The organism is Legionella sp. km535 (genome assembly GCF_003990085.1).
In the GTDB taxonomy this organism is placed as follows: domain Bacteria; phylum Pseudomonadota; class Gammaproteobacteria; order Legionellales; family Legionellaceae; genus Legionella; species Legionella moravica.
The window spans coordinates 22,024-35,416 of the sequence record NZ_RZGU01000008.1 but is presented as its reverse complement, the minus strand read 5'-3'; the positions used below and the strand labels follow the sequence as shown (position 1 = coordinate 35,416).

Genomic DNA, 13,393 nt, shown 5'->3' with positions numbered 1-13,393 from the left:
TTAATATGATGCGCCCCCCCTTGAAAGACTACTAGTGATTCAGTAACTCCTGCGTTATGATCCTGTTTTTGTATTCATCAGGGTTTAGTATATGACAGTTGAACAAACAATAAGAAACGTTTTGGATAACCTGAAAGACCCGTTACTTGGTCTCAATGGTAAGGAAATGAATTTGCAGTACAGTCTGGATACTACTTCAGATTCAATTGAGATCACAATCAAAACAGGTTTTCCCTGTTTGATTTTAGAAGAGACCTTTAAAGAACCCGCGTTGACAGCACTAAACACGCATTTTCCACATCACAAAATCACCTTAAATATAACTCAGTTCATCAGAGCTCATAAAACCCAAATGGTTGGCAAAGGATTAAGGGGAGTAAAAAATACAATTGCCGTCGCTTCAGGAAAAGGAGGGGTTGGCAAATCAACCGTGACAGTGAATCTTGCCGCAGCCTTGGCTCGCGCAGGAGCCAGAGTAGGTATTCTGGACGCTGATATTTATGGGCCAAGTATACCTCTGATGCTGGGTCCGTGCAAACCGGTTCAAATCAGAGGGGACCATTATTTGCCTATCCAGGCACATGGGTTACAGGCCATGTCCATTGGTTACATAACAGACATGGATCAGGCACTGATTTGGCGCGGTCCAATGCTCGCTAAATCATTAATCCAAATGCTCGATATTACTCTTTGGGATGAACTGGATTATCTGTTTATTGATTTACCACCAGGAACTGGTGATATTCAGCTCACCTTAGTACAAAAAATCCCTTTAACTGCTGCTCTAGTGGTAACAACACCTCAAAATGTAGCCACTTTAGATGCGCAAAAAGCAATTACCATGTTCTCCAAAACAGGAATTGATGTGTTAGGCGTTATCGAAAATATGGCAACCCATATCTGCAGCCAATGTGGACATCAGGAGGCCATATTTGGTGAGGGAGGAGCACAAGCCATTTGTGAAGCCAACCACAGTAAGTTGCTGGGACAACTTCCTTTGGACAGCGAGATTAGAAAGCAATGCGATGAAGGCCTGCCAATTGCGACTCAACCACGAAGTGAGTTGACGGACGCCTTTATAAGAACAGCATTAAACAGTGCTATAGAACTGTCAAAAAAACCTATAAATTATGCCGACAAGTTTCCGAATATTGTTGTTGAATAGTATTTGTCTTAAAAGAGTTCATTAAGGGTTGTTGACCATTACGATTTCAACATATCACTAAGCTGGATTTACTGTGCTGAATTGTCAATCACCCTTATATCACAGAAAATGAATGAAACTCCTCTTTGTACATGACAAAGGAAATCTGTCATGCCTGCGCGGGCATGACAGATTTTTTTTTCATATTCAAAGGAATCTCCTGATACAACGATGTATTATTTTCTTCAGACAGGTATAATAGTCAAAAACATCAAATGGCACGACAATGCTCAGATTTTTAATAATAACAATCAATATCTTATATTCCAGTTTCACACTAGCTCAATCAAGCTATCAGATCGATCTTATCCTCTTTACACACCCTGAAAATGGCTCAACACACAGCGAATTGGATTCAAGCTCACCGATAATTCCAGTGAGTCACGATGCGATCCCTCTAAAAAAAAATACGGGTAAAACCATTAGCTCCTACAGTTTGCTTTCACCTTCTCAATCCGGATTAAAGAATGAATATTATCTGCTCAGCCATAAATCTCGCTATAAGGTATTAGGCCACTATTCCTGGAGGCAGCCAGCAAAAAATCAAAGCTCTGTTGCTTTACCTGAATTAAACCATAACGGCTGGATAGTACAAGGAACCATAAGAGTAAAACAAAGCAATTATTATTTATTAGATACAGACATACATTTCTCGCCGTCCAATAATCCACAATCATCCCTGACCATCGCACAAAAACAAAGATTAAAGGGAAGTGAAGTGTATTATCTTGATCATCCCCGCGTTGGAATGCTGATCAAAATTCATAAAATCGCTTAAATCAGGCTCAATTGTGGCGCGATCAAACGGGAAATCTTTTCTCCAATTGCTTCAAGGCATTTGAGTTTAGGAGTTCCGCTTCTCCAGAATAATGCCAAAGTTCTAGCAGGTGCAGGAGCTTCAAAAGGAATATACTTTAATCTCTGGGATGGATCGGCTATTAATGACAAAGCAGGAAGTAAAGTCACGCCCATTCCTGATTGCACCATTAATCGCAGAGTCTCAAGACTTGTAGCCCTAAAATCGGCAATACCCTGATTCTTGGCCATTTTACAAACAGCCATAGCTTGCTCCCGCAAACAATGCCCCTCTTCAAGTAACATCATGGGCTGATTAACTAATTGTGCAATAGAAATCGAACTGGATTTAGCCAAATCATTAGACTCATCACAAACGAAATAGAACTCTTCTTCAAATAAAGTGTAACTGGTGAAATTTCCTTCAACGGGATAGGCCATAATGGCCACATCAATTTTGCCATGTTCTAATTGATCAACTAAACGCTGAGTCTGATCTTCTATCAACCAGATTTTTAATTCAGGAAACTGAGCCTTAATTGCAGGCATAACCCGAGGCAAGAGATAAGGCGCAACAGTGGGTATCACTCCCATGCGTAAATTACCGGCAAAGGGATCATGCAAATGTCGAGCGACGTCCTTCATCTCATCAATCAACATGAGTATCTTTTTTACTCTGGACAACAATGCATCGCCCTGATCCGTTAACAAGACTTGTTTGTTGGTTCGCTCAAATAATGTAACACCAAGCGATTCTTCCAGTTTTTTGATTTGCATGCTTAAAGTAGGTTGACTAACGAAGCATTTTTTAGCTGCATCACCAAAATGCTTTACCTCTGCTAAAACAACAAAATAATGCAAATCCCTGATATTCATAGAACACCTTAACGATAAACGCTGCCTATGATTATAGTAAAATTATTCATTGCTATCTATCAATGGTTGCTTTCTGAATTAAACAGTCTTTGTACCTTGTAGTTTTGAACTCTGAATCGATAGTAGAACCCTTCTGCCCCACGAAACACACATAAAAAAAATTTACACTCACCGGCATATCCTATATAGTCGCTGTTTTTTTTAATAAAATTGGCTAATTTGACTCATTCAACTCAACATCAAGCACCTAGAACCATCATCTGGCTGGTAGGGGTATTTTTTTTACTGTTTCAATTCTTTCTACAGTTATCGTCTGGAATAATTGTCGGTGCGATTATGTACGAATACAATATTTCAGCACTTACAGCAGGTCTATTGAGCAGTTCATTTTATTACGTCTATACCTCTTTTCAAATCCCTGTTGGATTGCTATTTGACCGATACAATACGAGAACTCTGCTAACCTTTAATGCGGCATTATGTGCACTTGGCTGTTTTATTTTTGCTTCTGGACAGTCCCTACCCTATTTATTTTTAGGACGATTGATTATTGGAGCGGGGTCATCCTTTGCCTTTGTTGGCCTTTCTCATTTGCTACGCCAACATTATCCACTAAGGCAATATGCCTTTATGATCGGCTTATCTGAAACACTTGGGTTTACTATAACGGTCTTTGGCATGATAGGAATGGGCACTTTAATAAGCGGTCTGGGATGGCGATACTTTATTACAGGAGCAGGTGTTTTAGGCCTTGTCATTACTGCATTGAGTTACAAATTCATCCCCAGCCATAAACCGGAAGCTCAAATAAAGCATGATTATAAAACCCAGTTAATTCTTATTTTAAAAAATAAGCTGGCCTGGATTAATGGCATCTTTGTCTGCCTGGAGTTCTCGGTAATAACCGTCTTCGGGGCATTATGGGCTGTACCCTTCCTCGAGCTAAAGCTGAACTGCAGCATTAAGACTGCCAGCATACTCACTTCAATGATACTTCTGGGAGCAGGGTTAAGTTGTCCTGTATTTGGTCAGCTTTCCATTTATTTTATTAAACGCAAACCGCTAATCCATGCATCCTGCTTATCTACCGCAGTACTGGTGCTGCTAGCGCTGTACCTGCCAACGCACAATCTGTTGTTAATAGGCGCACTGCTGTTTTCAATAGGTCTATGTTGCGGGGCGTACATGCTTGCCTATTCCATTGCAAACGAGTTAGCTCCCACAGAATCCCTGTCGACCTGTACTGGATTTACTAATACTCTGGCCATGCTCTCAGCCCCGCTTTTACAACCATTTATTGGCTACTTACTAGATGTGTTCTCTAACCAGCCTGGAGTCTATACCCTCGGCGATTACCAACAGGCATTATTGATCATTCCAGCTTCATTAGTCCTGGCAAGCCTGCTGGCTCACTTCCTTCCAGAAAAACCTATGCCGTAGCTGAGATTGCAGTAATAGCGGCATCCTTGACCTGTGTAAACGATTGTTCTGTGATAAAACAAAATCCTTTAGGATTATCTTTAGAAAAACCAGCTACTGATAATGGAGACTTCACTGCGCTATGTTCTTCAGTATTTAATGTATTCAAAACTCTTAAACTGATTTTAGGAAGCCCTAAACTCAGCAAACACTGATTTGGATCAATCGATTTAATCGAAAGGAATTGTGACATCTTTACCTTGTTGCCAGCTGGATCACGCCATCCAGCAACAGCGGCACCAGTAGCATCCGCTTCTTTGAGATTGGCTGAATAAAATCCGTTATCATCACTTAATCTACAAAATGTGGTACTGATGTCATGAGATGAGGTTTGCTCCTTACTAAACCACAATTTACCAAACCAGGCATTATTTCCCGTAACAAACTGCTCTTTATTTTCAGTTCCAGTTTGTATATGACCGTTTAATTGACTGGTTTGTAACGCTTGTAACTCCACACCCGGCCTTAAAACTAGAGTTTCCTTGGTTTCACTAGCCTGCTTTAACATGTCTACTTTAAAATTAAAGCCTTTACCCTCTTCTGCCTTCACACCAAAGATCCAACTGTCATTAATGGGATTATAGCGAATAAAAGAACGACCAACTTGCCAGTTCAACTGAGTTGAATGTTCAATTTGCTCATTACCTTCATAAAAAAGAACCAGTTTATTCGTTTGGCCGTCAATTAATGCTGTTTTTGTATGAAAATCAGTGCCTTGTCTTTGAATCTGAAAAAAATAACCATAGCGATCTCCGCTTTCATTGGTCACCATTCCTGAAAAAGTCCAGCTACCAACCAACGGTTCAACAGGTTGCAGTATCTCGCTTGCTTCTTCTGAATCTACATCCGCTGCACATACTGTACTGCTGAGCACGGTAATCAATGAAAATACAAGAATCCAAATACGTACTGATATCATATTAGCAATAACCTTTTAATAATTTGTGCGTCCATAATGCGTCCCAAAAGGCCTCATTCAATGTTGCTTCAACTGGTAAATAATACATCTTGTCGGAATGAAAGGAGCAACATTTCACGGCATCCTTTTCCGTCATAATAATAAGAGATTCAGGATGATTAAAATCATTGGGCTCAAATTGATAATGATCCGGATAAGAATAAGGTTTAAATTCTATCCCTAAATGGGTTAAAGTGGAATAAAAACGTTGTGGATTTCCAATCGCAGCAACAGCAGCTACATCTGCCTTTTTAAAAGCATCATACTCCATCTCCTCCCCTGTAGATAACTTAATTATTTTTCCAGGGATTAAGCGCATGGTATAGGCATGTTCCCGAATGCCTTCATTCACAATAATAAAATCCACTTCCTGTAATCGTGCCGCTGATTCTCTCAGTGGTCCTGCTGGCAGTAATAATCCATTTCCCAAACCACGAACGCCATCAATTACGGCTATTTCTATGGCGCGCCCCATCCGATAATGCTGCAGTCCATCATCGCTAATAATCATTTGTACCTTATGTCTATCCAGCAGATAGTGAACGGCGTCCATGCGATTGGGCGCAATAACGACAGGACAATCTGTCTTGCGTGCTATCATTAAAGGTTCATCACCGACCTGTTCTGCAGAATCATCCATCTGTATTTCATAAGGGACGTATTGGGGTTTGGCACCATATCCACGACTGACTATTCCAACACGTAGTCCCTTTTGGCGCATTCTCTGGGCCAAAGCGATAACCAATGGGGTTTTTCCTACACCACCTACCGATAAATTACCCACAACAATAATAGGAACCGAAACAGTTCGCTGGCAAAAGGATTCCAGATATTTACGTCGGGTCGCCGTTATAAGACGATAACACCAGGATAAGGGTAACAAAGTCCATCTGAGAGGATGATTTCCATACCATAACTTCTCGATAAAAAGAGTCATCAGCTAAACACTTCCTCTTGAACCATCCCTAATTGTTGCACTTTATACAACTTGGCATAATGCCCATTTAATTGCAGCAACTCTTGATGAGCACCCTGTTCGACCAGATGTCCCTGCTGCATAACCACAATCTTGTTAGCATGCTTAATGGTCGATAATCGATGCGCAATAACCAAGGTGGTTCGATTTTGCATGACTCGTTCCAAAGCAGCTTGAATGTATCGTTCTGATTCACTATCCAAAGCAGAGGTAGCCTCATCAAGAATCAAAATAGGCGCATCTTTTAAAATGGCCCGAGCTATGGCTATTCTTTGCCGTTGACCACCAGACAATAAAACGCCATTTTCACCAACTCGCGTATCGTATCCTTGGGGTAATTTTGAAATAAATTCATCGGCATAAGCTAATTTTGCGGCATTAATAATCTGCTGACGACTTACATCCCTGCGGCCGTAAGCTATATTATTCGCCAAACTGTCATTAAAAAGAGTGACGTGTTGACTGACCAAAGCCATTTGTTCTCTCAGACTTTTTAAACTGAGTTGATTAATTGGAATGCCATCAAGAGTGATTTCGCCTTCGGATACTTCATAAAAACGTGGCAATAAACTGGCAATCGTAGTTTTACCACTACCCGAATGCCCAACAAGAGCGACACAACTACCCGCCTCTATTGTAAAACTCACATCATGCAATACCCTATGTCCCTCCCTGTAGGCATAAGATACCTGTTTAAACTGAATTTCCCCAGAGGCTTTATGAGTCAAGTCAATACCCTGTGTTGACTCGACAGGTAAATCAAGCAGGTTAAATACACTTTCAGCCCCAGCCAAACCTCTTTGAATGGTAGCATTGAGTGTGGTTAACGTTTTCATAGGTTTAATCAATTGCAGCATAGCAGCAATAATTGCTAAAAAAGAACCCGCGCTGACGGTAATTACAGTTGATAATTGAATGGCCGCCATGATTATCATAGCTATTCCTATTGCAATAACACATTGCACTCCCGATACGTTAACCGCCTTGCTTACAGCAACTTTCATGTCATTTATTCGGGAATGTTCCGTTGCAGTATTAAACTTTCCTGCTTCGTACTCGTCACCCCCAAAAATACGGACAACTCGATATCCTTCAATCGCCTCACTCGCAATTTCCGTAACTTCTCCCATAGTTTGTTGAACTCGATGACTGATTCGTCTAACTCGTTTGTTGGTATAATTTACAATGATTCCGACAAAGGGGATTGTTAATAAAAACATCAGTGATAATTGCCAGCAAATAACCATCATGACGGTAAGGAGTCCAATGACCAAACAGGTATTTTGAACAAAATCCGTTAAGGCATCTGCACTGACTTGCGCGACCTGCTCTACGTCATAAAGGATTTTAGAAAGCATTTGCCCCGAAGTGGCCTCATCATAAAAATCAGCAGGAAGATGCACAATATGAGCAAATACTTTTTGTCTCAGTACCTTAACAACTGAGCGAGCTACCCAGGTCATGCAATAGCTGCCCAATGAACTGACCACTCCCCTCAAAGTAATACCAATTAAAACAATAAGCGGGATTTTTTTAACAAAACTCATATCGATATTGATGAATCCTTTATCAAGAAAAGGTTTGGTCATGTAGGTAAACGTAGCATCAATACCCGAATAAAAAATATTGGCAAAAATCCCCAGGAGCAGCACCGGCCAGAAAGGTTTCACGTACGATAATAGACGTCTATATAAAAGGCGGGTTTTAACTGGAGCATTATTTTTCATTGATTAGTCAGTCAAAGGTTGGCAAAAAGACTAAATTGTACTCCTTATTATGGTTTAGTGCCAACATTCTTAGAACTCACCACGGCTGTCCCATTAAAAATATGACGTCATTCCGAGCGTAGCGAGGAATCTCCTGCAAGGTTGCACGATCCCATTAAAATGCGGCCATTAAAATCATATCAAGAGTTGAGTCTCCCCGCCTTGTGCACAAGAGAAAGACACTACTTGACCGGCTTTTTCTCAGATATACTATCCAATGAATAATCCCGTTATCAGGACCTTATTATTTTAGATATTTTTCTAGCTCCCTTGCTGTAATTGGCTCACTAAATAAGTATCCCTGAACTTCATCACAATTTTTCTTTTTCAAATAGTCCATTTGAGTAAAGGTTTCCACCCCTTCAGCAAGCACTTTAAAATTAAAACTACGAGCCATGGCAATGATTGCTTCGATAATCACTTCATCGCTTCGGGAAGCGGTAATATTTTGGATATAGGACTGATCGATTTTCAATCGATCAATATTTAAGTGTTTCAAGTAATTTAAACTGGAATTTCCTGTTCCAAAATCATCAAGCACAATTTTGACACCAATCTCTTTTAATTGCTGAATCATGCGGATTATATCCACATTCGTAATGACCACGTTTTCCGTTATCTCTAATTCCAGATACCGTGGATCAATCTGATGTTTCCTTAGTATTTCTTTAATCACCGTGTCAAAATTAACTTGTTTGAGTTGTTGGGTTGCAACATTGACAGCTATTCGGGTCCAGGGAAGACCTTTATCATGCCATTTTTTTATTTGCTGACAGACTTGATCGATTACCCACTCACCTATTGGTATGATCAATCCAGAAACTTCGGCTGTCGGAATAAAATCCATAGGAAGCAGCAAGCCTTTTTGCGGATGTTGCCACCGAATTAATGCTTCTGCAGACAACAGACAGCGATTTTCCATATCAAATTGTGGCTGATAAAATATTCTAAATTCATTATTTGATAACGCCTGGCGTAATTCATTCTCCAATTTAAGGGTTTTATCCGCATGATCATTTAACTGTTCATTGTAAAATTGAAATTGATTTCCACCCCGCTCTTTAGCCAGATACATTGCCAAATCTGCACACTTTATTAATGCTTTAACCGTAGTGCCATCTTTGGGATAAACACTAATTCCTATTGAGGTTGAAATCGTCACATCTCGCTTTCCAAGTCTGAATGGTTCATGGAGTGATTGAATAATTTTATCAACAACTGTAATGACGCTGTCATCATTTGAAAAATCACGAACAATCATGACAAATTCATCACCGCCAATGCGTGCGATGCTATCTTCCTTACGCAAAAGATGTTCCCATCGCGCAGCGACTAATTTTAATAAGTTATCACCAGCCTCATGGGACAAACTATCATTGATTAATTTGAATCGATCCAAATCAAAAAACAAAATCGCAAAGCGTTTTGAATTACGTTGCGAATAGTCGATTAAATTTTGAATTCGATCGCTGAGTAAGGTGCGGTTTGGTAATCCAGTGAGCATGTCGTGAGAGGCTTGATATTCCAGTTTCCGTTCCAGATTCGCTCGCTCGGTAATATCGCGAAAACTCCATACACGCCCAATTATTTTATTATTCAAATAGTGAGGTTGAGAATAACACTCCATGATAGTGCCATCTTTTAAATGAACGGTAGTTCTACTGACTTCCTCAATAGCGTGTTCCAGATGGTTTATTTGGGCAAGATAATTCTTGGCTTTCTGGACTTGATTGAGCATATAGTCACTGACTAACTCACCGTTTTTACTGTCCAGAATGGATTGTGGAATATTCCATATTTTCTGAAATTTGGTATTAAAATCAATGATTTTTCGATGCAAATCGACAACAAGAATCCCATCTGCAGACGATTCGATGGTAGAGCGCAGCAAAGACAAGGATTGTTGTAATGATTCAGTCCGTTCTGCAATGGTGTTTTGTAACAGTTCAGTAGTTCGCTTGGCAGCTTGTGCAAGCGCCCATTTTCTGGTCAGAGCACAAGCAAGCTGCCTTACGGATACCAAATCAAAAGGTTTTTTTAAAATTAAAAAATTATCACCTATTCCCAACTCTTTAACTGTTTCTTCCCAGGTATAATCTGAATAGGCGGTACAGATAACTACCTGAATATCCGGATCGACATCCCACATGTGCTTGATTGTTTCAATTCCATCCCATCCTGGAGGCATTTGGATGTCGACAAAGGCTAAAGAGTAATGAAGTCCCTCCTTGAGTGAATTTTTAATTTTTTCTACACCCTCTTTTCCCTGGTAAGCCGTTTCAAATATAAATTTCGGCAATGAATGAAACAGTTGGTTATCATCGGAAGAAGATTCGTCATCATCAAATAATTGTTTATCCAAATCACTAACCTGGTCAACTAGGGTTGTAGACGTCAAGACTTTAATAAAATCCTGATGAATGGCTGGATTATCATCAATAATCATAATATGAAGCTCTACTTCACTCATGATATCCTCCTGTATTCCCGCGACAGCTCATGATTAAAGGCAATGATAAAATAAACTGAGCTCCCCGCCCTTCTCCTGAGCTTTTAACCTGAAGCGAGCCACCCATTTCTTTCGCGGATAATGCCGCACCATGTAATCCAAAACCATGCCCATTGACCTTGGTAGTAAAGCCAAAAGAAAAAATTCGATTGATGTTATCGGGATTTATGCCTATTCCATTATCTTGAACTGATATATTAACAACATCATCTGTTTTTTTTATTCCAAGAACAATTTCTTTATAATGAGTTAATTGACTATGCAGAACTGCATCGCGTGCATTTTGAATTATATTCACCAATATTTGTAATAATTTGGATTTATCTGTATCCACCAACGGGCATTCCTCGAATTCTTTTACAATTTCGATTGATTCAGTTATTGGACTGGTCATGGACATATTCAATGCCATATCAATAACTTCTGGTAAATACACTTTCTCGCTTAAACTCGATGTACCACTAACAGATTTTTGCATGTCCACTATCTGAGAAATGTGTTTCAGATCATTCATCAGATTGTTTACTTCTGATAGATTTTTTTTATAATCCTCTATGATCAATTTGGAAAGTGACACAATATAAATGGGAATTAACTTCCCTTTTTCGTCATACGACAGATAGGCAACCAGATCATTTTCGTGTTGCAATATCATTTCAAGCACTTTTAATAATTTGTGCTTGTATTGTTGGCACAATCGGTTTTTCACCAAGGTAATAGAGACATTCGAGCTGTTTAATATATTCCCAATGTTGTGCAGAATAATGGCAGCTACCTCGGCCATTCCGGCTCTTCGTGCAGTAGATGAAATCTGCTGATTCAACTCTTGAATTTGTTCCTTGGCAATCTTATCGTCATGAATGTCCATAACAATGCCTTCGAGTTGTTTTTCACCTTCCTGACAACGACCCGCAATCTTATACCAGCGATATTCCCCATCTGGATTTCGTACCCTGACGTCACACTCATAGTCCACTCGCTCATTTAGCGCTGTTTCAATTTTGTTAACCAATTCGTATCGATCTTTTTTATGCACCAGATCAATAAATTCTTTATACGTGGGTGCCTTATCAAGGGGATTGAGATGAAACAAGAAAAACAACTCTTTTGACCAAATCACATGATCCGTTATACCGTCATAGGTCCAGTAACCCAGTTTTGCTATGTTTTGCGCATTTTCAAGTTTCTTGTTCAAGTTCATCATTTCGCGCGATGAAATTTCTATTGAACGCTCGTGCATATAGCGTTCCTGGTCAGTCTCGTTATAAGAATTATTAATCCGTGTAAGAAAGGTGAGCCATTGTTCTTCCGTTTCTGGTTTCTTATCAACAGAAAGACTTACTTTTTCGAGTTGTCTTAGTAGTAATTTATGAATATCCATATTAACTCTTCATGTTAAAGTCAGTATAAAACAGCCAGCTTCTGTACCTTACTGCCATTAAGTTAAGAACAATTCACTTTAAAATTTAGGTAGGGCCTTGGCCTAACATTGAGGCCAGGCTTGATTTAGAACCCGTGTTGGCTCAAGGCCCAACCTACAAATATACCTTCACTTAATGGAAGTGCCCCTGTACCTCTGTCCATTATTCATTTGTTCCATTTCCCATAAAGCTGCATCCTGCAGAAAGCTCACACAAAATAGCGGTTAACAAATAGCCGCTAACTTTCATAAAAGGTAGTAATGGTCATGGTTTGATTGTGAAGCTCACATTTACCCACAGTAAATGGTGATAATTCACCATATGAATAAAAGCCAATCTGGGTTGACCCTTTAGGCAAGGAAATCAAAGCGGATTCAATCTCTTCCTCAGTTCGCTCCCCCAGAAGCAATCGCCTACCGACACAACTAATATCAATGGCCAATAAGGGACCAAGAGTGTCCAAATGATCATTCAACATTCGATGATTGGCTAGTTGACCTGCTTCATTTGCGCTCTCAATAAGCCGATCAAAATTGGCCCGCATTAATTGAGCATGACAACCGGTAGGAATATCTCCAGCAAAGATCAGGGATTGTTCCTGCTCATCAACAGCTAAAATTGTGCGTACTAATTGTATGCTTTCAGTACCGCTCAGTTCTCTGATTGCTAAAGGATAAAGCAGCCCTGAGGAAGGTAATTCAGAAGCTTTTTCGCCTAAGTATTCTTTATATAGATGTAAGGCGGGTTGATAATCCAGTTCGTACAAAACATTGGATTCTGAACGAGTCACACGTCTGACGGGGCCAAACTTGTCCCATCCACCTTTTGACGCATGGCCAATATGAATATTAGAACCATAAAAACCAACTGCAACGACATAGCGAGTCAGGATTTCATCACCAAGCACAGTCCAGGTTTGTTTAAAACGACTACCATCACCAGCTAAACCACCTGTAATAACCAGATTTGTATCTTCTGCAACTGTATTTAGCCCCTTAACCAATTCAGAGCCATTAACGCTCAACCCGTCAGACAAAACAAAGATACTCTTCAAATCGGGGGCTTTTAACTGTTGTGCGATTGAAATGCCCGTGCTATGAGACTCTTTAACATGCTCTACTTTCGCCTTGGCAATTTTTATCAACGTATTATCAAATCGCACAACAGCAACGGACAAGCTTTGATCAAGCAGCCTGGAAGCAAAAATCTCACCAGCACTTGAGCACCCTATTAACTTCGAATTGGGGTAAGCTTTTGCAAGTTCAAGAATCGGGGCCCTGAGATGCATAAATTCAGGGGAAGCAAACACCAGCACCAAAGTCTGCTCTGAGTCCAAATCAGGAAATGCATCTAAACTCCATCCTTGCCCAATAATATATTGAAATGATTGTATTTCCATATCCGATCCA

The 13,393-nt window shown here is 40.0% G+C and carries 10 protein-coding genes; 3 read left to right on the top strand and 7 right to left on the bottom strand.

The features are described from left to right. Positions 1-91: 91 nt before the first annotated feature. Together apbC and ELY21_RS06320 are read left to right on the top strand one after the other, a co-directional pair. Entirely contained in the window at positions 92-1,165 is a 1,074-nt protein-coding gene (gene apbC, locus ELY21_RS06325) for an iron-sulfur cluster carrier protein ApbC (RefSeq protein ID WP_127107926.1), read from the top strand. 265 nt (positions 1,166-1,430) lie between these two features. Further along, positions 1,431-1,982 (top strand): CsiV family protein, encoded by a 552-nt coding sequence (locus ELY21_RS06320; protein WP_127107924.1) that lies wholly within the window; start codon positions 1,431-1,433, stop codon positions 1,980-1,982. On the opposite strand, the gene ELY21_RS06315 is transcribed toward ELY21_RS06320, so the two are convergent. Next, positions 1,979-2,875 carry a LysR substrate-binding domain-containing protein gene (locus ELY21_RS06315; RefSeq protein ID WP_127107922.1) on the bottom strand — a complete coding sequence of 299 codons (897 nt, stop codon included), beginning with the start codon at positions 2,873-2,875 and terminating at the stop codon, positions 1,979-1,981. The genes ELY21_RS06320 and ELY21_RS06315 overlap by 4 nt on opposite strands. Positions 2,876-3,211: 336 nt before the next feature. Between ELY21_RS06315 and ELY21_RS06310 the strand changes: the two genes are divergently transcribed. Then, complete coding sequence (locus tag ELY21_RS06310; protein WP_370272527.1) at positions 3,212-4,315, top strand: MFS transporter; 1,104 nt, start codon at positions 3,212-3,214, stop codon at positions 4,313-4,315. Here ELY21_RS06310 and ELY21_RS06305 read toward each other — a convergent pair. The 6 genes from ELY21_RS06305 to ELY21_RS06280 form a co-directional block, all read right to left on the bottom strand. Beyond that, positions 4,305-5,273, bottom strand: a complete 969-nt coding sequence (locus tag ELY21_RS06305) for a hypothetical protein (protein ID WP_127107920.1) — start codon at positions 5,271-5,273, stop codon at positions 4,305-4,307. The two genes, ELY21_RS06310 and ELY21_RS06305, sit on opposite strands and share 11 nt — an antisense overlap. 1 nt (position 5,274) lies before the next feature. After that, the gene (lpxK, locus tag ELY21_RS06300; RefSeq protein WP_127107918.1) at positions 5,275-6,249 is read right to left on the bottom strand and encodes a tetraacyldisaccharide 4'-kinase; all 975 of its coding nucleotides are present in this window, start codon (positions 6,247-6,249) and stop codon (positions 5,275-5,277) included. After that, on the bottom strand, positions 6,249-8,015 hold the full coding sequence (gene msbA / locus ELY21_RS06295; RefSeq protein ID WP_127107916.1) for a lipid A export permease/ATP-binding protein MsbA: 1,767 nt from the start codon (positions 8,013-8,015) through the stop codon (positions 6,249-6,251). The genes lpxK and msbA overlap by 1 nt, the downstream gene beginning before the upstream one ends. A gap of 283 nt (positions 8,016-8,298) precedes the next feature. After that, positions 8,299-10,524, bottom strand: a complete 2,226-nt coding sequence (locus ELY21_RS06290; RefSeq protein ID WP_127107914.1) for an EAL domain-containing protein — start codon at positions 10,522-10,524, stop codon at positions 8,299-8,301. Then, positions 10,517-11,944, bottom strand: coding sequence for a sensor histidine kinase (locus ELY21_RS06285; RefSeq protein WP_127107912.1), 1,428 nt, complete (start codon positions 11,942-11,944; stop codon positions 10,517-10,519). Before ELY21_RS06285 ends, ELY21_RS06290 begins: the two co-directional genes overlap by 8 nt. A gap of 278 nt (positions 11,945-12,222) precedes the next feature. Then, entirely contained in the window at positions 12,223-13,383 is a 1,161-nt protein-coding gene (locus ELY21_RS06280; RefSeq protein WP_127107910.1) for an FIST signal transduction protein, read from the bottom strand. Between the last annotated feature and the right edge of the window lie 10 nt (positions 13,384-13,393).